The following is a 22383-nucleotide window of genomic DNA, read 5'->3' as shown; positions in this document are numbered from 1 at the left end:
ATCAACATCCAAATATTTAGAAAAAGATGGAAGCATCCTGAAAAAAAAAATAGTTATTAGAACTGAAGAAATAAGGAACCCAAGAGTTTAAAAAGACCAAATCTGTGCTAGAACCTATGTTCCTAAAGAAGAAAAGTGAACAATAGGTAGAATATAACTGCAGAAAATCGTGTGATCAACCTATTGAGAATAGTTACTTTTTACGTTCAATAACGTAATTCACCATAAGTACCAGAGAGTCTTTGTATTTAGATTCTGGATATTTATTTAATAAACCTAAAGCCTCCTGCTGCAGAGAAACCATCTTATTTACAGCGTAATCCAATCCACCAGATTTTTTCACATAATCAATAACCTCATTAACGCGCTGTTTATCTTTGTTGTGATTTTTAACGGAGTTTATGAGCCATTTGCGCTGTTTCTTGTCACTATTATTAACCGCATAAATAAGTGGAAGAGTCATTTTTTGCTCTTTAATATCTATACCTGTAGGCTTTCCTATTTTTTGAGTTCCGTAATCAAAAAGGTCATCTTTAATTTGAAAAGCAAGCCCTATAAGCTCCCCAAATTTGCGCATATTCTCAATATCTTTTTTACCGGCGTGAACAGCACTTGCCCCCATAGCACAACAAGCCGCTATTAAAGTAGCAGTTTTTTGACGTATGATTTCGAAATAAATTTCTTCGGTTATATCAAGATTGCGGGCTTTTTCAATTTGAAGCAATTCACCTTCACTCATCTCTCTTACTGCTACCGAAATAATCTGAAGCAAATCAAAATCCTCGTTATCAATAGAAAGTAGCAACCCTTTAGAAAGTAAAAAATCACCCACTAGAACGGCAATTTTATTTTTCCAGAGTGCATTAAGACTAAAAAAGCCACGGCGGCGATAACTGTCGTCAACCACATCATCGTGAACTAAAGTAGCGGTATGTATTAGCTCTATTATAGAAGCACCTCTATAAGTCCTATCATTTAAGCGCTCATCTCCTAACATTTTTGCAACCAGAAAAACAAACATAGGTCGCATCTGTTTTCCTTTTCGGTTTACAATATAGTGGGTGATTCTATTAAGTAAAGGAACTTTAGACTTCATCGAAAGCGAAAACTTTTGCTCAAAGAGTTCCATCTCATGAGCTATAGGCTGCTTAATTTGTTCGACTACTTTCAATTTTGAAGATCTGCTATTAAATTATAGTGTTTATGCGATTACGCATTCTTATTTGCTAATTGACCACAAGCGGCATCTATATCTTTTCCGCGTGAGCGACGTACGGTTACGGTAATTCCTCGTGCTTCGAGCTTGGCTACATATCTATCTATAGCTTCTGGATCTGCCTGTTGAAACTGACCATCATCTATAGGATTGTATTCTATCAAATTTACTTTACTTGGTACAGCTAAACAAAAATCTATCAATGCCTCGATATCGCGATCCCGATCATTAATACCACGCCAGACAACATACTCGTAAGTAATAAATTTTTTAGTTTTTATATACCAGTACTGAAGTGCCTCCTTAAGCTCTATAAGTGGCATTTGCTCATTAAATGGCATAATCTCAGTACGTACCTCATCAAGTGCTGAATGTAAGGATACAGCCAGATTAAATTTTACGGCATCGTCTGCCATTTTCCTAATTATTTTAGGCACTCCTGAAGTAGAAACTGTAATACGTTTAGGTGACATTCCCAAACCATCTGGAGCTGTAATTTTTTCTATAGATTTTATGACGTTATTATAATTCATCAAAGGCTCGCCCATACCCATAAATACAATATTAGATAAAGGTCTGTCAAAATATAATCGGCTTTGCTGATCAATCGCTACCACTTGATCAAAAATTTCATCAGGATTAAGATTACGCATACGCTTTAAGCGGGCTGTTGCACAAAATTTACAGTTGAGACTACAACCCACTTGTGAAGAAACACAAGCAGTTGTTCTACTCGCTGTAGGAATTAATACAGATTCTACTGTAAGATTGTCGTGCAGCTTTACAGCATTTTTTATAGTGCCATCTTTGCTACGTTGCATTTGATCAACCTTAATATGATTGATTACAAAGTGAGTATCAAGAAAAGTTCTGGTTTCTTTTGAGAGGTTTGTCATATCATCAAATGAATGCGCTCCTTTACTCCACAACCATTCATAAACCTGATTACCTCTAAAAGCCTTTTCGCCCTGAGTTACAAAATATTCCCGCAGTTGATCACGGGTTAATGCTCGTATATCTTTTTTAATTTGTATCACGCTGTAAAGTTACCAATTAACACGTTGCTTTCTATATACAATGTCTTAAGTTTTATACTAAAAAAATCCCCGACATAGCCGGGGATTTTAAAAATTATAATAAATGATTCGATTAGATAATCAACATCGCATCACCATAAGTATAAAACTTGTATTTTTCTTTTACTGCTTCTTCATAAGCTTGCTTCATAAAATCGTGCCCTGCAAATGCAGAAACCATCATCATCAAAGTAGACTTAGGCGTATGGAAATTAGTTACCATACAGTTTGCAATACTAAAGTCATAAGGAGGAAAGATAAATTTATTTGTCCATCCACCAAATTCATTTAAAGTATGGTTAGAGCTCACCGCACTTTCTAGAGTACGCATAACGGTAGTACCTACCGCACAAATCTTGCGCTTCTCGCTAATTGCCTTATTAATAATAGATACTGCTTCTGGCTTAATATAAGCTTCCTCACTATCCATTTTGTGCTTAGAAAGATCTTCAACTTCAACAGCACTAAACGTTCCTAGACCTACATGCAAGGTAACCTCTGCAAAATCAAGTCCTTTAATTTCAAGACGCTTTAATAAGTGCTTACTAAAATGCAACCCTGCAGTAGGAGCTGCAACAGCACCTTCTTCTTTTGCAAAAATAGTCTGGTAACGCTCTGCATCTTCTGGCTCCACCTCTCTTTTAATATATTTAGGAAGTGGCGTTTCTCCTAATTCTGTCAATTTATTTCTAAATTCCTGGTACGAACCATCGTATAAGAAACGTAAAGTTCTACCTCTAGAAGTCGTATTGTCAATTACTTCAGCAACTAGACTCTCATCATCACCAAAATAAAGCTTATTCCCAATACGTATCTTACGTGCAGGATCTACAAGTACATCCCACAAACGAGTTTCAGAATTAAGTTCTCTCAACAAGAAAACCTCGATACGCGCTCCTGTTTTTTCTTTATTTCCATAAAGACGTGCCGGGAAAACCTTTGTATTGTTAAGAACCATAATATCATTAGGCTCAAAATAATCTATTATATCTTTAAAAAGCTTGTGCTCAATAGTTTTAGTTTTTCGATTAAGAACCATCAAGCGTGCCTCATCCCTATTTTCTGCAGGATATTCAGCCAATAGCTCATTAGGCAAATCAAAATTAAAATGCGAAAGTTTCATTCCCATGGGATGTCTTTTTTAGGTATTTAAAATAGCGTGCAAATATACAACCTCAAGGTAGGGGTTGTCAAGTAAATCGGGGTTTAATTTAATAGTATACTAAAGTTGCTCCGTTTTAAAGCCCAAGCCTCTAAAATCAGCCCAAAAATCGGGATATGATTTGTTTACAACCTCTGCATCTTCAAAAATAATTGGCACTTTTAGAGCCAAAGGTGCAAAAGCCATCGCCATTCTATGATCTTGATAGGTTTTAATCGTGATATTTTCGTTACAAGTTCCACCTTCTTTTAGATGAAGTGATTTATCTGTAACGGTTATAGTGGCTCCTAATTTTGTCAATTCATTTTTTAACGCTTCTAAACGATCTGTTTCTTTAATCTTGAGCGTATGCAGACCGGTTAAATCACAAGCGACACCTAAACCAAAACATGTTACTGCAATTGTCTGGGCAATGTCTGGACAATTTGCCAAATCAAAAGATACACGTCGCGGCTTTGATTCAACTTCTTTTTCCAACACAATTGTATTTTCAAGAAATGTAGTTTGTACCCCCAATTTATCATAGAGTTCTGCCAATACTGCATCACCCTGCAAACTCTCCTTTTTATAGCTAGACAAATTGAGCTTTGCAGTTTTAGATAGTGCTACTAAACTGTAATAGTAAGAAACACTACTCCAGTCAGACTCTACAGTCATCTCTGATATCGAGACATTTTTTGCAGGCTCTATTTTTATGAGTTGGTTCTCAAAACTACTCACAATACCCAGCTGCGTTAATAGCGAACGGGTCATTTCTATATAGGGTACCGAAGTAATATTACCTAGTAGAGTAATCTCAAGACCCTTCTCTAAAGAAGCACCTATCATCATAAGTGCAGAAATATATTGACTACTCACATTCGCCGCCAGAGAAACCGTGTTTTTGGTTAACTTTTTCCCTTTTATTAAAAGCGGGGCATAACCTTCTGTTTCAGTATAGGTAATATCTGCTCCAAGCGTTCTAAGCGCGTCAACTAGAAGACCAATGGGCCGTTCCTTCATTCGATTACTACCTGTAAGCAGTGTTTCGCGCCCTTCGTAAGTTGCAAAATATGCTGTAAGAAAGCGCATCGCAGTTCCTGCGTGATGAATATCTACCACACGTTGGGTTGATGCCAGTGCTCGTTGCATCACATCACTATCATCGCTATTTGAAAGATTGTTTATTTCAAAATTTCCGAAAAGTGCTTGAAGTAATAAAAGCCTGTTGCTTTCACTCTTTGAACCGGTAATACGCACATCTCCTGATAAATGAGGTGTTTTCTGTTGTAGTTTAAGTATCAAAATGTAATATATTATGAAAATCCTGTTACTTCAGTTTTTCGTTATTGTGATGGCGATCGTGATCTCTTTCTGTCTTTAAGTCTAGTTTCTTGTCAAAAGCTTCTTGCAGGTTAATACCAGTTTGATTTGCCAGACATAGAACTACAAATAAAACATCTGCCAGTTCTTCTCCTAGATCTTTATTTTTATCACTCTCTTTTTCACTTTGTTCCCCATATCTACGGGCAATAATACGGGCAACCTCACCTACTTCTTCAGTAAGTTGTGCCATATTTGTAAGTTCGTTGAAATAGCGAACACCGTGATCTTTTATCCACGTGTCAACTGCTAACTGGGCATTATCGATTTTCATAATCTGTTTATTCTAGCTTGTACAGCTAAAATAAGGTAAAGTCGAAAAATGCAAGCAGGTTATTCTCTGTTTTTAGAATCAATAGTGATTGTAACTGGACCATCGTTTACCAGAGAAACTTTCATATCTGCACCAAATTCGCCAGTTTTCACAGCCTTTCCAAGCTTTTGAGAAAGCATATTCACAAATTCTTCATACAATGGGATAGCTATATCTGGTTTTGCGGCATTTATAAATGAAGGCCGGTTTCCTTTTTTTGTAGATGCGTATAAGGTGAACTGGCTTATTAAGAGAACATCTCCATGTTGATCGGTGATACTTTCATTCATTAAACCTTCGGAATCACTAAAAACACGAAGTCCACAAATTTTTGATGTTAACCAGTCAATATCTTCAAGCGTATCTTCTGCTCGTATTCCTAGCAAAATCATATATCCGGTTCCTATAGCACCTTTAATTATATTATCTATCGTTACTGAAGCTTCACTTACCCGCTGAATTACTACACGCATACAAATTTATTAAGAATGACTATGGTTGTTGATCGTAAACGTTTCGCCTATAATTTTCTTCATCTCCTTCAATGATTTGCTTATAACTCTGGTATCTTGACCAACTTAACTCATCATTTTCCAGTGCCTCTTTTACTGCGCATTTAGGCTCTTCTATGTGCAAGCAATTATTGAATTTACACTGATCTTTTAAAGCAAAAAATTCTGGAAAATAATTACCCAACTCTTCTTTCTCAATATCAACAACACCAAAACCTTTAATCCCAGGAGTATCTATTATACGTGCTTCAAAAGTGAGATCAAACATCTCTGCAAATGTAGTTGTATGCTGTCCTTGCATATGCTGCCCACTTATTTCCTTAGTTTTTAAATCTAATGAAGGCTCTAGCGCATTTACTAATGTAGATTTACCCACCCCACTATGACCAGAGAACATACTGGTTTTTCCCAGCATCATTTCTTTTACCTGATCTACATTTTTACCGGTTTTTGCAGAAACACCTACACAGGTATATCCTATTTCACGATACATTTCTGCCAGATATTTTACTTCGCCAAACTCTTCTTCGCTAAAAGTATCTACCTTATTAAAAAGTAAAATTGCCTTAATATGATAGGCCTCGCAGGTTACTAGAAATCGGTCAATAAATGCAGTAAATGTGGGCGGATTATTGAGAGTAACAATTAAAAAACATTGATCAATGTTTGCCGCAATAATATGTGTTTGTTTTGAAAGATTTACAGACTTACGTATGATGTAGTTGTCTCTAGTATCAATATCAATGATCACGCCGGTAACGGCATCGCTTGTTTTCTCTAATTCAAATATAACACGGTCCCCTACTGCTACAGGGTTTGTACTTTTTATTCCCTGAATTCTAAAGCGCCCTTTTATACGACAATCATAAAAATGACCATCATCTGCCTTAACGCTATACCAACTTCCGGTAGATTTGTAAACTGTTCCTTTCAAAAATTACATTTAATATATAAGACTGTAAAACTACTTTATTTTAAAGAACTCAAATAGGCAAAGCGTAAAATACATTGGGATTAAAGAGTTTAATGAACCAAATGTATAGACGAACTCACTACAAATAAAAAATATTACTTATAAAATTATTTTGAATAATAACACTTTCAAAAGTCATAAGATTTATGGTTATTGCGATTCGAACAATAACATCTAATATGAAAAAAATTACTCAATTCCTTTTCTTAATGGCTTTTTTAAGCGGTTTTATCGCTCAAGCACAAACTCATTTGTATGAAAACCCAAAATTTGATGAGCTCGCTAAAGATCACAAAAACATTGCTATTCTTCCCTTTAGAACAAAAATAGAATTGCGTCCTAAGCAAATGGAAAAATTAGAATCTGGCCAACTGGAGGAGATGCAAAAAAGTGAAGCTGAAAGTCTTCAGGAAGCAATGCACTCGTGGTTTTTAAAGCGTAAAAAACGAGGTACTCTAGCTATTGATGTACAACCACCATCACGCACACGCACGTTATTATTGAAACAAAATATAAATTCTGAAAATATAGATGCCTTCACACCAGAAGAGCTTGCACAAATTCTGGAAGTTGATGCAATAATATCGGGCACCTATGAAACTAACAAGCCTATGTCTGAAGGTGCTTCTGTAGCTTTAGGGCTTCTTATAGGCGTTTGGGGACGTACTAATTCTGCCGTTGTGAATATGAATATTAACAATTCTGGAGATGGCGAATTATTATGGAATTACAACAAGAAAGTTTCCGGAAGTTTTGGAAGTAATTCTGACGACCTTATAAATGTTTTGATGCGTAAAGCCTCAAGAAGACTCGCTTACACTAAATAACTTGAAAAGTTTAAGTACATAAAAAAAGGCACTCGATGAGTGCCTTTTTTTATATTTAAGAAACGAGGACTATGCTTCCTCCATTCTTGAGATTTTCTTCTGGTGGTTAATTGATTCCTGGTGAATCGCTTTAAATACACGCAGAATAAATTCTTCGCTTAAATTGTGTTTCTCACCTTCTAAGATCATTGCTCCTAAAATCTCGTTCCAACGTTTAGACTGTAAAATCGCAACATTGTTTTGCGTTTTAAGCTCTCCTATAGAATCTGCAATTTTCATACGTTTACCCAGACTTTCAATAAGCTGATGATCTACTACATCTATTTGAGTACGTAGTGTATTTAATTTGTTATTAAACTCTGCTGCAGTACCTTCTTCTTTACGTATTTTCAAATCTTTCATAATTTGAACTAGCGTAGAAGGAGTAATTTGTTGCGCAGCATCACTCCACGCATTATCAGGATCGTAATGCGTCTCTACCATAATACCATCGTAATTAAGATCAAGTCCTGTTTGGCACAAATCAAATATAATATCACGACGTCCCGCAATATGCGATGGATCTAATATTAAAGGTAAATCTGGAAATTTATCTTGAAGATCAACAGCTACTTGCCATTCTGGATTATTTCTATAACGGGTTTTCTCGTAAGTAGAAAAACCTCTATGTATAACACCTAAATTTTTAACATCCTGAGTGTAAAAGCGCTCAACGGCACCTAACCATAACGCTAAATCTGGGTTAACAGGATTTTTAATAAGAACAACTTTATCTGTACCCTTTAATGCTTCAGCTATTTCCTGAATGTTAAATGGAGAAACGGTAGTACGTGCACCTATCCAAAGAATATCTACATCGTGCTTAAGCGCTAACTCTACGTGGTTAGGATTTGCCACTTCAGTAGTAGTAAGCATTCCTGTTTCTTCCTTAGCCTTTTGAAGCCATTTTAAACCTAAAGCTCCAACTCCTTCAAACATTCCTGGACGCGTACGTGGTTTCCAGATACCTGCTCTAAATACTGTTGCGTCAGTGTCTTTTAATTCGTGTGCTATTTTAAGCACTTGCTCTTCAGTTTCTGCGCTACAAGGTCCTGCGATTACCAGAGGATGATCCAGATTGAATGCATCTAACCAGTTTCTAAGTTCTTTTTTGTTTTCCATATCCTACAAATTTACGGCATTTTGCCAATTACGATAATCCTTTGAGTATTGATTTTATGTGGTTTGTATTTTCCATTTCATTATAAACTTCTTCGTAGTCATCTGCTTCGAGAACATTTTTGAAATGAGTTAAATTGGTTATATATTCAGTAAGGCTTTCTAACACATTAGCCTTATTTTCCTTAAAAATAGGAGTCCAAGTGGCGGGATTACTTTTTGCCAGGCGTACGGTCGAAGCAAATCCACTACCTGCCATATCAAAAATATCTTTCTCGTTTTTTTCTTTTTCGATCACAGTTTTCCCTAACATAAAACTACTTATGTGTGATAGGTGTGAGACATAAGCAATATGCTTATCATGAGAATGCGGATTCATATAGCGAATACGCATCTCTAAAACTTCAAACAATTGCATAGCCTTTTTTAATAATTCAGTATCTGTATCTTCTACTTCGCAAAGAATCATTGTCTTGTCTTTAAACAAATATTCAATGGCTGCGGTAGGTCCAGAAAACTCTGTACCGGCAATAGGATGTGCTGCTAAAAAATTAGCACGTTTAGGATGGTTACGCACAGCATCACATACGCTACCTTTTGTAGATCCCACATCGATAACAAGAGCATGCTCTGAAATTGCATCTAAAACGGGAGGTAAAAATAAATTTGCCTGATCTACAGGTATAGATAATATAACTAAATCTGCTTGACTCAACGCTTCAAATCTTGAAGAGTGATCAATAACTCCTAAACCTACAGCTTCGCTAAGATGATTCTCACTACTGTCTATCCCATATAGTGTACTTTCAGGCAAAACACGTTTTAAATCACGCGCCATAGAACCGCCAATAAGACCTATACCTAAAACGAAAATATTTTTGAAATCTTCCAATTTATTTATTTCTAATCTTCTGATTAATAAGTACTATTTAAACCTTGAAATTGCCTCTCTTATTTTATCTTCGGAAACACAAAGTGAAAATCGAATATACCCAGCTCCTTGAGAACCAAAAATGGTTCCCGGTGTTATAAAAATGCTTTTTTCGATTAAAATATCATCTATAAAAGCTTCTGCGTCCAGAGAGCCTTCTGGTAATTTTGCCCAAATAAACATTCCGGCAGCTTCTTTATCATAAATACATCCCAAAACATCTGCCAGTTGCCACATAAGTTCTCTTCGTGACTTATAAACCAAATTAAGTTCATTAAACCAGCTTGTTCCTTCAGTTAATACTGCAGCTGCTCCTTTCTGTATTCCGTAGAACATACCACTATCCATATTGCTTTTAACTGTAAGCACCGCATTTATATAATCTTCTGCTCCAAGCAACATTCCTACACGCCACCCAGACATATTAAATGATTTACTTAACGAATTAAGCTCTAATGCTACCTCTTTGGCTCCGAGGATACTCAATATACTTTGGGGATTTTCATTAAGGATAAAACTATACGGGTTGTCATTTACCAGTAGTATATTGTTTTTTGTCGCAAAGGCAATTAACTGCTCAAAGTCCTCTGTTGTTGCCTTTGCTCCGGTAGGCATATGCGGATAATTTACCCACATAAGCTTTACTTTGTTTAGATCAAGCGATTCTAACTCATCATAATTAGGCATCCAATTATGCGACGCATCTAGATTATAATACACAGGTTCTGCCTCTAGCAAATTAGTCACTGAAGAATAAGTTGGGTAACCAGGATTAGGTATTAAAACCTGATCTCCTTGATTAAGAAAAGCCATACTAATATGCATGATACCTTCCTTAGAACCCATTAAAGGCAAGATTTCGGTTTCAGGATCTAATTGAACTTCATATTTATTATTATAAAAATCGCTCATTGCCTGTGTAAGTTGAGGCAATCCCTTATAACTTTGATACTGGTGAGCAGGACCGTCTATTAATGAGCGCGTAAGAGCGTCGATTACTTGAGGTGGTGGTGGTAAATCTGGACTTCCCACACCCATATTTATGATGGGTTTCCCAGCAGCTGCAAGTGCTCTTACCTCTTTAAGCTTACGAGAAAAATAATATTCTGACGTCTGTTGCAAACGTTTTGCCGATTCTATTATCATTATTTTCGATTTTTGTATTCGCCAAGTACTTTAAACTCTGCAGTCATGATAGCTAATAATTTTTTTGCTTTGTCAAAATCTTCGTAATTCTTAAACGTAACATCTACAAAAAATGAGTAAACCCAAGGCGTCTCGATAACAGGTAACGATTGTATTTTAGTAAGGTTTAATTTACAATCACTCATTACATTAAGTACCGCTGCAAGACTACCGCGTTTGTGATCTGTCAAAAATTTAACTGAAGCTTTGTCTGGTACATCTGTATCTGTACGCCCGTTATTGTTCAAAATAAAAAAGCGAGTTGCATTATCTTTTATAGTTTGCATATTTTCAGCTAAAACCTCCAGGCCGTAGATTTTTGCTGCAGTCGCACTGGCTATAGCTGCTACATTTAATATTTTCCCATCTGCAATGCGCTTTGCTGCTCCTGCGGTATCATCATCTTCAACAAGACGTATTTCACTTTTATCTTTAAAAAAGTCTTTACACTGTAAAAGAGCCATAGGGTGAGACCATACTTCTTTAATAGCATCTAAAGACTGGCCGGGAAGCGCCATTAAATTTTGACTTATAGGCAAATAATGCTCCCCTTCAATGTTTAAATTATGATGGTCTATTAACGCATAATTAGGGATGATACTTCCAGCAATAGAATTTTCAATAGCCATTACAGCGTCTGTACTTTCGCCACTTAATAAACTGTTTACCACATCTTGAAAATTGCGGCAAGCCACAACCTCAACATCTTCACTAAAAAAATCCTGAGCTACTTTATGATGAAAGGATCCTTTTATTCCTTGTATGGCTACTTTATGTATCACGTGCGCTTGATTAAAATATTTACGTTCAGTTTATAACAAAAAAAATCCCGATTTAATTTAAATCGGGACCTATATGATATATCAATACTATATGCTTATAGCGGTCCCGTTTCTCTAATAAAGAAAAAGAAGTAATAACGGCTATAAAAATAAGGTACGTTTAACATGTATTGTTTCTGTTTTACGTTGCTAAAGTAATTAAATAATTAGGAACCCACTTAAATACAAATAACTTTTACAGATATTCAATTAAATAGCTACTTTCTTTAAACGAAATTAAATAAGACCTTTTAAAAGCAACCATTTTTTAAAGATAACATTTTGTAGAAGTCTTTTAGTTCATCCATTTTACATTAACAATGATATTTTAAGCATTTAGAAAGAGATGCCTGTCTGCTATTTGTTTAATTTTAGCCCCTCAAGCAAACTAATATGTGTAACCTATGTCCATCTCTGTAACTACTATCACAAAAAATTACGGAAAGCAAATTGCCCTTGATTCTATTAGTTTTACTATTCGAAAAGGAGAGATTACCGGATTTTTAGGTCCTAATGGTGCCGGAAAAAGCACCCTGATGAAAATCTTGACAACCTACTTAAAACCTACATCTGGTGAAGCTCTTGTTAATAACTTCTCAACTCAAACACAAAGTCTTGATGTACAAAAAAGCATAGGATATTTAGCCGAAAGCAATCCCCTTTATCCTGAAATGTATGTGAGAGAATATCTCAAGTTTCAGGCAGAATTGAATAGTGCTTCCCTATCGCGCATTAATGAAGTCATAACACTTACCGGATTAACGCCAGAAATGACTAAGAAAATAAAGCACTTAAGTAAAGGATACAAACAACGCGTAGGGCTTGCAGCTGCGCTCATTAATGATCCTGAAGTTCTTATTCTGGATGAACCCACAACTGGCTTAGATCCTAATCAACTTAAAGAAATTAGAGCGCTCATAAAAAATATAGGTAAGACTAAGACTGTTCTACTTTCAACTCATATTATGCAAGAGGTTGAAGCGATATGTGATCGTGTCATTATAATTAATAAAGGCAAAATCGTAGCAGATAAAAAGATGGAGAATCTGCGAGATGAAAATGAACAAATAATTGAAGTAGAATTTGATTATCGTATCGAAGAAATTGCCCTAATGCAATTCAATAAAGCTACAGCGGTCAAAAACACAAGAGGTTTTGTTTATGAAATTACCTTTTCATCTTCAATAGATATGCGGCCCGCAATATTTGATTTTGCCCATGATAACGGACTAAAAATTTTACAGCTCGTTAAGAAAAATAGATCTCTAGAACAACTTTTTCAACAACTCACTAGTAACTAAATATGGTATTTTACGCTCTTGCATTATTTCTAATTCTAATTGCGTTACTGCCACTTACGCAAGGTACTCACTGGATTATACGAGGCTGGGATTTTATACGTGTTCAAACAAGTTTCCTGCAAATGCTAGTTCTCGCTTTGATATTTGCTTTTTCATTTCCTATAGAAATCTGGGAATATTGTGTTACCATAGGTCTATTTGCCACTTTGATATTTCAAATTTACAAGGTATTTCCTTACTCTCATTATTACCCCATACGGGATAAAAAACCAAAAAATCCTGATAGCTTGCAACAAATAAGTTTACTCACTTCTAATGTATTACAAACAAATACAGATTATGATAAACTTAAAAAACAAGTAACTCATCTAAATCCAGATCTGCTTCTTGTTATGGAAACGGACAAAAATTGGGAAAATGGACTCAAATCTATAGAAGCAGATTATCCTTTCATTGTACCGGTGCCTTTAGATAATTTCTATGGAATGCATCTTTACAGCAAATATGAGCTGGCAGACACACAAATAAATTATCTGGTTGAAAAAGATATTCCATCAATTTTCACAAAAGTCTACTATTCTAAAAATAAGTTCATTAATCTAATTTGTGTACATCCTGCACCACCTAGCCCTACCGAAAATGAAACCTCTGAAGAGCGTGACGCAGAGCTTTTAATAATAGGTAAAGCTGTACGTGAATTAGAGAGTCCGGTAATTGTTTGTGGAGATTTAAACGATGTAGTTTGGTCGCGGGTAAGCAGATTATTTGCAAAGATGACTGGCTTAATAGATCCTAGAATAGGTCGTGGTTTATTCCCTACATTTCACGCAGACTACTGGTATTTGAGATTCCCTATAGATCATCTTTTTCATTCTGAAGATGTAGTTGTAGACAAAATGCAACGACTAGAACATATAGGATCAGATCATTACCCTATGTTTTTTACATTTTGGTTAGAAACCGGAGAGATTTTAGAAAATCCGGAACTGGATGAAGAAATCAATGAAGAGATTGAAGAGCGCATAAATGAAGGACTCGAAAGCGCAGAATAATCAAGAGAAAGCCCCCTCTCGGGGGCTTAAATTGCCAGAAAATAATGTTCATCTCTGAACGAGTCCCTAAACCCTATTCCGGCAAAGACTTTAAAAATTTTTAGAAGTTTTCCCGATTTTAAAATTTTATGCAAAAATAAAATATTTGTATAATTATTACTGATAATTATTAAAAATTTTCAAGCAGTTTCATATTTCGGTAGTTACTTCCTATTAGTAAATATTTTAATCTAATAATCAGCTAACCTGAAGGTCGTTAGACAAAACCCGAAAGTAACGGGCTTTTGATGACCACTCTCTATAATTAATAATTATTAGGGTAACCTATTATTACGGCATAAAAAAACTGATTGATCTTAAATCAATCAGTTTTTAAGATTTTGAATTAAAACTAAAGTGTATTGTTGTTTACTTCAATCCAATATCCATCAGGATCTGTGAAATAGATTTGCTTTACCCCATCGGGTCTTGTGTTAGTCTTGTTTTTTTCTCCTTGCCAATTCTCAAATGGAACATTCGCTTCCTTCAAAAACTTCATATAATTTTCGAGATCATCAATATTGAGTGCTAAGTGAACTCCTTTATGTGGTGTAAATTGCTCACTACTTTCGATAAGGTGTATTTGAACTTTATTTTCAAGTTCAAACCATCTAAATTTAGGTCCTAGTCCTGCATTATCAATTTCCTTCAACCCTAGAACCTCGGCATAGAATTGTGCAGATTTATCCAAATCCTTTACTAAAAGTGCATCGTGATCTTTATTAAACTTAAACTCCTGTGCTTCGGCTATCTGCATGGTTAATAACGCTAGTAGTGTAATAAATATATATTTCATCATTTTTTAGATTCAATAAATCTCGTGAATCATATTTGCTACTAATGATGTCCACCCTGTTTGATGACTTGCACCTATCCCTCTACCATTATCCCCATGAAAATATTCATAGAATAAAATAAGATCTTTAAAATGGGGATCTCTGTAAGTTTCTTTATGCAGAGCATTAACAGGTCTGTCACCATTTTCATCTTCCTGAAAAATACTTATTAGACGACTCATAAGATCTTTGCGTATGGTTTCAAGACTCGCAATATTACCACTACCAGTAGGATACTCTAGCTCTAGTGCACTACCATAATAATCTCTAAATTCTTTTAGAGCAGTAGTAAATAAATAATTAAAAGGCATCCAAACAGGCCCACGCCAGTTTGAGTTACCACCAAACATAGATGACTCAGATTCTGCAGGCTCATACTTGATATCGTAGCTAATATTGGCTATGTTGATTGTGTAAGTCTGTTCATGTATTTTAGATAAAGAACGTATACCCTGATTACTCAAAAATTCTTTTTCATCAAACATAGTTTGCAATAATATCTCTAACCTCTCTTTAGGTACCAATGCTAGTAAAAGATCAGATTCATCAGAAAACTCTTGAATAACCATATATTTTAGATTCTTCATACGATATTTTCTAAACCAGTCAACACTGTATTTAAAATTAGGTAGTCTGTCTAAAGTCTCTTGAGATATGTGGAGTACCGCAACAAGTGACATCATCCCTACAATAGAACGCACTTTTATAGGTTGTGAAGTGCCATCTTGAAAAACTAGGTTATCATAAAAGAAGCCTTCCTTTTCATCCCAAATACCTTCATACTCCTCACTGCGTTTATTGAGAGCCTCTGCTATAAAAATGAAGTGTCCAAAATACTTAGTACACATTTCCTCATAAGAGCTATCTACTAAGGCTATTTTTATACTTATTTCTAACATATTTAGACAGTACAGCGCCATCCACGAAGTACCATCTACCTGCTCTAAATGTGCATTACCCGGTATACCACTACTACGATCAAAAACCCCAATATTATCCAGACCAAGAAAACCACCTTGGAAGACATTATTCTGTTTTCTATCTTCTTGATTTACCCACCATGTAAAATTGAGTGAAAGCTTATTAAATATACGTTTGAGAAAATCGATATCTGATTTACCTGCACTATCGCGTTCAATTTTAAATATTTGTAATGCTGCAAATGCCTGAGTAGGCGGATTCACATCACTAAAATTCCATTCATATGCTGGAATTTGGCCATTAGGAGCCATATACCACTCTTTGGTAAAAAGCAAAAGTTGCTTCTTTGCAAAATCAGGATCTATATAAGCCATCGTAATGCAGTGAAATGCACTATCCCACGCGGCATACCAAGGATATTCCCAGGCATCTGGCATCAGATGAATATCGTGATTACGTAAAGTTCGCCAGTTGTTATTACGCCCATTGCGACGTTCTTTTGGAGGCGTAGAAACTTTAGGATCTCCTTTTAACCATTGTTCGACCTCGTAATTATAATATTGCTTAGACCATAATAAACCGGCAAAAGCTTGTCGTTGTATTTTCTTAGCTTCAGGATTCTCAACAGATTTTATTCCGTCGTAAAATTCAGCACACTCTCGAATTCGGTCCTCAAAAACTTTATCAAAATTTTTATCAAAAGCATCTTTAGGCTCTTCTTTAGTAAGACGAAGTTTGAACACAACAGTCTCACCACCTTTTAATTTACGTTTATAATGCGGGGCAAATTTTGTTCCCTCCTGCTTCTTTTTACTGAGTCGGTAATCATTTTTTACAACCGTATTATGAAAAAAGTCTTTCTTATAAGGATGATCGTTAGGCTGGAGATAAAGCTTTTCTTCATTAGTTTCATTTTCAGTAAACAGTAAATGGTCTGGTTTCTGAAAGTAAAACTTGTATTCTCCTGTATAAGGATGTTTTATATGAACCGAAGGATTTTTGCGAGTCTTAGTTTTGGTTATAGATGGCTTAAATGGCATTTCTCTAAAATCCCAAAAATTACGAACCCAAAGTGTTGGTAACACATGTAATTCTGCAGCCCTTGAATTTCTATTAGTTACGGAAATTTTGATGCACATATCCTCAGGACCTGCTTTGGCATATTCGGTAACTATATCAAAATATTCATTTTTTTTAAATATCCCTGTATCTAAGAGTTCGTACTCTAACTCCTGTCGAGTTCTGTTTTTATTTAATTTGATAAGTTCTCCATAGGGAAATTCCTTTTGCGGATACTTATACAAATGTTTCATGTATGAGTGAGTAGGCGTGTTTTCTAAATAATAGTAAAGTTCTTTAACATCTTCACCATGATTCCCTTCAGGACCTGTCAATCCATACAAACGCTCCTTTAAAATTTTATCTTTTCCATTCCAAAGCGCAAGCCCAAAACATATATTACAATAGCGATCTGTAAAACCCGCGAGACCATCTTCACCCCATCTATAGACCCGGCTTCTTGCGTGATCGTGGGTAAAATATCCCCACGCATTTCCTTCTGCACTATAATCTTCCCGAACCGTTCCCCACTGCCTTTCACTCAAGTAAGGTCCCCAGTGTAACCAGTCTTCCCTATTTGAATAATGAGCATCTAACCTTTTTTGTTCTTCTGTATTTTTCTTAACCATTTGTTGTAAATCCTGGATAGCACGTCATACCTCCATCTACATAGAGTGTAGTGCCATTAATATATTCTGACTCATCTGAAGCTAACCATGCAGTGGCACTACCTATATCATCTGGTACACCAATACGTTTATAGGGGATTAACTTATTTAATTTTTCTAATGCCTCATCACTTTCCCAAGCCTCTTTATTAATAGGAGTTTTTATCGCTCCCGGAGCTATACTATTACATCGCACTTTTAGAGGTGCATACTCCTGACAAATACTTTCCATAAGCATTACCAGTCCACCCTTTGAGGCCGCATAATTAGTATGTCCAGCCCAAGGAATAATCTGATGTACCGAACTCATATGAATTATCTTACCAAGAGACTTGGAAACTTCTGGGCGCATGCCTCTTCTCATAAATTCTCGCAAAGCTTCCCTAGCACATAAAAATTGTCCCGTAAGATTAACATCTATTACCAGTTGCCAATCTTCTAATGTCATCTCATGGAGTGGCGCGTCTTTTTGCAGACCTGCATTGGCAACCAGAATATCTACAGTACCAAATTTATCAATTGTTTGTTTAAACATATTCTGCACATCCTCCTCCTTGCTCACATCGCATTTTACCACAATTGCCTCACCACATAAGTTATCATCATTAATCTGCTTAGCAATCTCTTGCGCTCCCTCATCTGATGAATTATAATTTACTACTACGTTAGCCCCATCTCTACCAAGGGCCAGCGCTACAGCAGCTCCAATTCCAGAACTTGATCCAGTAACAATTGCTGTTTGACCTTTTAAACGCTCATTTGGTTTTTGCATAATTTCTTATTTCGATTTTTAAAATACAAAAATCATATCTAATAAGCCTAAATTACATTATATGCGGCGCTTATAAATACGTATTAACTATAAATCCTTTTGAAGAAGAATCAATTAATAAAAATCGCAATCAATTGAATATTATTTAAACTACACGCCGATTTTTATCGAATGATTTAAATATTACATAATCAAAAATCCAATAAATGTTAAAATAGTAGATGAGTGAAAATAAAAATTCAAGAATTTTTGCACTTATAGACATTCAGCATTTCTTTCAAAATCTGCTAGAGATTGCTGCATTACCTTTCTTACAATTTTGTGCACATCGGGAATCACCGATGTTGCCAATGGGGTCATACTATTAAAAAGAATACAAATTCCCAATTCTTCTTCTGGGTACAATGCAATTTCATTTCTATAATTATTTACAGAACCTCCGTGATGTATCATCGTGGTTTTCTTTTCGGTGGCACTATCTTTAAACTCATGTATTCTCCACCCATAAGCATAAGAAGATTTTAGGTGGCCTTCCCAACGCTGATAATATTTACGCGCTTCAATCATTTCAATTTGAGGTGTAAATATGGTTTGCAAATTTGTTTTACTCAAAACAGATTCGTTATAACCTAATAAGAAACGCATCCACTTAGACATATCTTCAGGACTTGCGTTAATACCTCCTGCGGGTATCGCGTTATAATATTTCTTATTTACAGGTATTGGTTTAAATCCCTGAGCAGTATTTTTGTGCGGGTATGCATAATTAGTACCTCCTACCAGAGCGTCATAATCTGTTGACGCAAATTGCATATCTAAGGGATTGAATATTCTATTCTGAAGAAGTTCGTGCATATTGTCACCAGTTGCTATTTGCAACATCTCTCCACTAAGAGCAAACATTGCATTCTGATAACTGTAGAGTTGACCAGGTTTTGAAGTGCTTTTAATGATATCAAACCGCTCGGCAATTTGAGACATACTCAAACCCGCCTCTACTAAGTTTGTATAACAATGATAAGGTACTCCAGTAGTATGAGATAAAATTGTGGATAAAGTTATAGCTTCCTCATTTTCCTTATCCTTCAAATGAAATTGAGGAATTGCCTCGGCTAGTTTATCTTCCCAATTTAAATTTCCGTTATGCACTTCTATACCTGCAAGTACACCGGTAAAACCTTTTGAAAGCGATCCTAACCTAAAAACAGTCTGTGCATTAACTCGCTCGTTTAAAGTTGAATTGCGCCTGCCAAATCCACCATTAAATAAGACTGAATCTCCAGATACAATACTCACACCTGCGCCTATAATTAAATGTGCATCCAACGCATCCTGAAAGTAAGCTTCTAAATGTTTGATTAAAATTTCTTTACGTAATAAATGTAATGAAACTTCTTCTTTTTTATTGGCCTGATTAATCGCGTCATTGATTGAGGTAGATTCTAAATGAGTATTAGACTCAACACCCCAAGCTGTTAAAGACACATAAATTAAAAGACCTAAAATAGTAATGAAAAGAAGAAATTTTGATTTTATCACCAATATGGAAGTATGTTTTACGTCTATTTTATTTTCTAAAATATTCAATATTGAAAACTATAATCTGAAACTTTAAAGTTCAAATTTTAGTATATCCCATCCCAATAAATTTTGAATTAATCTTTAATATGAAATATCAAGAATCAAAAGGCATAAAAAAAGGCTTCCATTTCTGGAAGCCTTTGTGGGCAATGAGGGATTCGAACCCCCGACCCCCTCGGTGTAAACGAGGTGCTCTGAACCAACTGAGCTAATTGCCCGTTTAAGGCATATTTAAATTCCTATACCTAAAAAGTAATCACTAATTAGATGCTAAAGGATAAAAAAAGGTTTTCAATACTGAAAACCTTTGTGGGCAATGAGGGATTCGAACCCCCGACCCCCTCGGTGTAAACGAGGTGCTCTGAACCAACTGAGCTAATTGCCCTTTAGCGGGTGCAAATATAAACCAACTTTTAAATATACCAAACACTTTTTTTTAAAATTATTCAATCACTTCTGCTACAACAAAGGTACTTCCCCCTATAAATATCAGATCATCAGCGCCTGAAGCCTGTTTTGCAGCGTGTAAAGCCTGCACTACTGATTTATATTTCTCACCTAAAAGCTCAAAATCAAAAGCTTTTTCTTTCAAAATGGACTCATCTAAACCACGAGGTCCATCAGGTTTAGTAAAATAATAGATAGCATCCTTTGGAAATAGAGGAAGTATAGTATTCAACTCTTTATCAGAAACAACTCCTAAAACAATATGAAGTTTGTGATACTCTTCTTTCTGCAATTGTGCGGTTACATAAAGCAACCCTTCAGCGTTATGCCCGGTATCACAAATAATCTTCGGATTTCTATCTTGTATGATTTGCCATCTACCCATTAACCCAGTATTAGTAACAACATTTTTTATACCTGTTTTTAATGCCGATGCCTCTACTTTATAATTTGATGTGGCATTTAGAACCTCAATAGCTTTTTGTACGGTTTGCTTATTCTTAAATTGATAAGAACCTTTAAGCTCACTTTCTAAATCCGGATAAGTTGTTTCATCTGCAAAATAGAGCGGAGCTGATTTTTCGTAAGCTACATTTTTAAAAACCGCTGTTGTTTCTGCTTGTCGTTCACCTATAACTATCGGAATCCTGTTTTTGATTGTACCTGCTTTTTCGGCAGCGATTTTCTCTAAAGTGTTTCCTAGAAAAGCAGTGTGGTCTAAACCTATATTAGTAATTACTGAAAGTAGCGGATTTATAATATTAGTTGCATCAAGCCTGCCTCCCAGTCCTACTTCAATTATTGCAATATCCACTTCTTGAAGTGCAAAATATTGAAATGCCATTCCCACAGTTAGCTCAAAAAATGACAAATGATTATCTTCTAAAAAATCTTTATGCTCCTCAACAAATTGAATGACAAATTGTTTATCTGCAAGAACACCATTTACGCGTATGCGCTCTCTAAAATCTTTTAAGTGAGGAGATGTATACAAACCCGTTTTGTAACCACTTTCTTGTAGCACCGAAGCCAACATGTGACTGGTTGAACCTTTACCATTGGTCCCAGCTACATGAATACTTTTAAACGAATGATGTGGATTTCCCAGATGATCACTTAAGTGCAAAATATTATTGAGATTGTTCTTGTAAGCTGGCGCTCCCTGACGCTGAAACATCGGAAGTTTTGAGAACATCCACTGCAGCGTTTCTTCGTAATCCATTATTCAGATAAACTAAACTTATAAACGATTTTACCTATTTGTCTTGAAGGCGCATCAGAATCGCCGTTAAATTTTGTAGCAAGCGCAGCAGCTCGTGCAGGGTCCAATAGACATCGACTGTTATTAGTAGTACCTCTCACTCCGGGAGTTGCCTTAGTTACATTTCCATTACGATCTACTTCAATACTTACCACGACAATACCTGCCTCATTACATTCTTGAACGCGCTTTGGTTTACTCAGGGCTTTGCGCCCTCCTAACTGGTAGTTACCATCACCATCAAGTCCTTTTCCGGTACCGTAATAACTAGAAGCATTAGGGTCTCCATTAGGATCACCTTTATCTCCCGCTTTATTATCATTACCTTCTCCACCACTTGTAGTTCCAGAACTTTTAGGACCATTGAGAATACTTGATAGTGCATCTGTGGTAGATTTGTCTGGTTTAGGATCTGGTTTTTTAGCTTCAACCGGCTTGGTTGTCACTTTCTTTGGCTGCTCGGTAACCGGCTTTTTTATTTCTTTTTTGGGTTCATTTTTGATAACCGGTGCTTCCTCAACATCCTGAGTTACCACCTCTTCTTTTAACTCAGCAGATTGTTGAGTTTGGGGTTCTGGAGATGCATTTCGAGGAGCAGATTGTACTGCTTCTTTAGGTTGAATAGCACCCATTCCCACGTCTGAGGTACCAAAGTTAATTGCAATACCGCTCTCTGGTGGTGGATCTAAATATTTGAATCCGGCAAAAAACAAAACAACCAATAACAAGGCATATAAAATGCTTGTAATGGTAAATGATTTGCGTTTATATTTTGTATCTAAAAAGCTCAATATGGCGATCTATTTAAGTGCAGTATATGATTTAAAAAGGAGTTTCTAGTTTGCGTTAAGGATTGAAGCGATATCCTTTTTTAGAATTAATTAATTCTAAAAAAGATTAAGCTAAAAGC

The 22383-nt window shown here is 35.7% G+C and carries 20 protein-coding genes and 2 tRNA genes; 3 read left to right on the top strand and 19 right to left on the bottom strand.

The genetic code is table 11. The features are described 5' to 3' along the window. Window positions 1-193: 193 nt before the first annotated feature. The 7 genes from DSM00_RS02700 to rsgA form a co-directional block, all read right to left on the bottom strand. Complete coding sequence (locus DSM00_RS02700; RefSeq protein WP_128756473.1) at window positions 194-1171, bottom strand: polyprenyl synthetase family protein; 978 nt, start codon at window positions 1169-1171, stop codon at window positions 194-196. 38 nt (window positions 1172-1209) lie between these two features. After that, window positions 1210-2253: a 23S rRNA (adenine(2503)-C(2))-methyltransferase RlmN gene (rlmN, locus tag DSM00_RS02695; protein WP_128756472.1), complete on the bottom strand. Its 1044-nt coding sequence runs from the start codon at window positions 2251-2253 to the stop codon at window positions 1210-1212. A gap of 112 nt (window positions 2254-2365) precedes the next feature. Next, the gene (gene queA / locus DSM00_RS02690) at window positions 2366-3415 is read right to left on the bottom strand and encodes a tRNA preQ1(34) S-adenosylmethionine ribosyltransferase-isomerase QueA (RefSeq protein WP_128756729.1); all 1050 of its coding nucleotides are present in this window, start codon (window positions 3413-3415) and stop codon (window positions 2366-2368) included. 99 nt (window positions 3416-3514) lie between these two features. Continuing rightward, a complete protein-coding gene (locus DSM00_RS02685; RefSeq protein ID WP_128756471.1) occupies window positions 3515-4738 on the bottom strand; it encodes a 3-phosphoshikimate 1-carboxyvinyltransferase in 1224 nt (407 codons plus the stop codon). A gap of 25 nt (window positions 4739-4763) precedes the next feature. Then, window positions 4764-5090 carry a nucleotide pyrophosphohydrolase gene (locus DSM00_RS02680; protein ID WP_128756470.1) on the bottom strand — a complete coding sequence of 109 codons (327 nt, stop codon included), beginning with the start codon at window positions 5088-5090 and terminating at the stop codon, window positions 4764-4766. Between the two features lie 59 nt (window positions 5091-5149). Then, window positions 5150-5602, bottom strand: a complete 453-nt coding sequence (dtd, locus tag DSM00_RS02675) for a D-aminoacyl-tRNA deacylase (protein ID WP_128756469.1) — start codon at window positions 5600-5602, stop codon at window positions 5150-5152. 19 nt (window positions 5603-5621) lie between these two features. Then, entirely contained in the window at window positions 5622-6575 is a 954-nt protein-coding gene (gene rsgA, locus DSM00_RS02670; RefSeq protein WP_128756468.1) for a ribosome small subunit-dependent GTPase A, read from the bottom strand. Between the two features lie 218 nt (window positions 6576-6793). Here rsgA and DSM00_RS02665 point away from each other — a divergent pair, with 218 nt between their 5' ends. After that, the gene (locus DSM00_RS02665) at window positions 6794-7441 is read left to right on the top strand and encodes a hypothetical protein (protein ID WP_128756467.1); all 648 of its coding nucleotides are present in this window, start codon (window positions 6794-6796) and stop codon (window positions 7439-7441) included. A 69-nt stretch (window positions 7442-7510) separates the two neighbouring features. Here DSM00_RS02665 and DSM00_RS02660 read toward each other — a convergent pair whose 3' ends face one another. The 4 genes from DSM00_RS02660 to DSM00_RS02645 are packed head-to-tail and all read right to left on the bottom strand — an operon-like array spanning window position 7511 to window position 11497. Beyond that, window positions 7511-8602 carry a bifunctional 3-deoxy-7-phosphoheptulonate synthase/chorismate mutase type II gene (locus DSM00_RS02660; RefSeq protein WP_128756466.1) on the bottom strand — a complete coding sequence of 364 codons (1092 nt, stop codon included), beginning with the start codon at window positions 8600-8602 and terminating at the stop codon, window positions 7511-7513. A gap of 28 nt (window positions 8603-8630) precedes the next feature. Then, window positions 8631-9491 carry a prephenate dehydrogenase gene (locus DSM00_RS02655; RefSeq protein WP_128756465.1) on the bottom strand — a complete coding sequence of 287 codons (861 nt, stop codon included), beginning with the start codon at window positions 9489-9491 and terminating at the stop codon, window positions 8631-8633. A 33-nt stretch (window positions 9492-9524) separates the two neighbouring features. After that, window positions 9525-10676, bottom strand: coding sequence for a pyridoxal phosphate-dependent aminotransferase (locus DSM00_RS02650; RefSeq protein ID WP_128756464.1), 1152 nt, complete (start codon window positions 10674-10676; stop codon window positions 9525-9527). Beyond that, window positions 10676-11497: a prephenate dehydratase gene (locus DSM00_RS02645; protein ID WP_128756463.1), complete on the bottom strand. Its 822-nt coding sequence runs from the start codon at window positions 11495-11497 to the stop codon at window positions 10676-10678. Before DSM00_RS02645 ends, DSM00_RS02650 begins: the two co-directional genes overlap by 1 nt. A gap of 443 nt (window positions 11498-11940) precedes the next feature. Here DSM00_RS02645 and gldA point away from each other — a divergent pair, with 443 nt between their 5' ends. Both gldA and DSM00_RS02635 read left to right on the top strand, forming a co-directional pair. Then, a complete protein-coding gene (gldA, locus tag DSM00_RS02640; RefSeq protein ID WP_128756462.1) occupies window positions 11941-12837 on the top strand; it encodes a gliding motility-associated ABC transporter ATP-binding subunit GldA in 897 nt (298 codons plus the stop codon). Between the two features lie 2 nt (window positions 12838-12839). Further along, on the top strand, window positions 12840-13889 hold the full coding sequence (locus DSM00_RS02635; RefSeq protein WP_128756461.1) for an endonuclease/exonuclease/phosphatase family protein: 1050 nt from the start codon (window positions 12840-12842) through the stop codon (window positions 13887-13889). Between the two features lie 391 nt (window positions 13890-14280). Here the strand turns inward: DSM00_RS02635 and DSM00_RS02630 are convergent, their stop codons facing one another. The 8 genes from DSM00_RS02630 to DSM00_RS02595 form a co-directional block, all read right to left on the bottom strand. Continuing rightward, window positions 14281-14727: a VOC family protein gene (locus DSM00_RS02630; RefSeq protein ID WP_128756460.1), complete on the bottom strand. Its 447-nt coding sequence runs from the start codon at window positions 14725-14727 to the stop codon at window positions 14281-14283. 9 nt (window positions 14728-14736) lie between these two features. Further along, a complete protein-coding gene (locus DSM00_RS02625; protein WP_128756459.1) occupies window positions 14737-17373 on the bottom strand; it encodes an MGH1-like glycoside hydrolase domain-containing protein in 2637 nt (878 codons plus the stop codon). Then, window positions 17366-18184: an SDR family oxidoreductase gene (locus DSM00_RS02620; RefSeq protein ID WP_128756458.1), complete on the bottom strand. Its 819-nt coding sequence runs from the start codon at window positions 18182-18184 to the stop codon at window positions 17366-17368. The genes DSM00_RS02625 and DSM00_RS02620 overlap by 8 nt, the downstream gene beginning before the upstream one ends. Window positions 18185-18439: 255 nt before the next feature. After that, window positions 18440-19723: a serine hydrolase domain-containing protein gene (locus tag DSM00_RS02615; RefSeq protein WP_206633780.1), complete on the bottom strand. Its 1284-nt coding sequence runs from the start codon at window positions 19721-19723 to the stop codon at window positions 18440-18442. Window positions 19724-19908: 185 nt separating this feature from the next. Continuing rightward, window positions 19909-19983 (bottom strand) — tRNA-Val (locus tag DSM00_RS02610). A gap of 92 nt (window positions 19984-20075) precedes the next feature. Further along, window positions 20076-20150: transfer RNA gene (locus DSM00_RS02605), tRNA-Val, on the bottom strand. Between the two features lie 57 nt (window positions 20151-20207). Further along, entirely contained in the window at window positions 20208-21434 is a 1227-nt protein-coding gene (locus DSM00_RS02600; protein WP_128756456.1) for a bifunctional folylpolyglutamate synthase/dihydrofolate synthase, read from the bottom strand. Then, the gene (locus DSM00_RS02595) at window positions 21434-22264 is read right to left on the bottom strand and encodes an energy transducer TonB (RefSeq protein ID WP_128756455.1); all 831 of its coding nucleotides are present in this window, start codon (window positions 22262-22264) and stop codon (window positions 21434-21436) included. Before DSM00_RS02595 ends, DSM00_RS02600 begins: the two co-directional genes overlap by 1 nt. Between the last annotated feature and the right edge of the window lie 119 nt (window positions 22265-22383).

Source organism: Leeuwenhoekiella aequorea, assembly GCF_004104375.1.
Taxonomy (GTDB): domain Bacteria; phylum Bacteroidota; class Bacteroidia; order Flavobacteriales; family Flavobacteriaceae; genus Leeuwenhoekiella; species Leeuwenhoekiella aequorea.
Note: the sequence above shows the minus strand (reverse complement) of the source record. Positions and strands in the feature narration are given on the sequence as shown.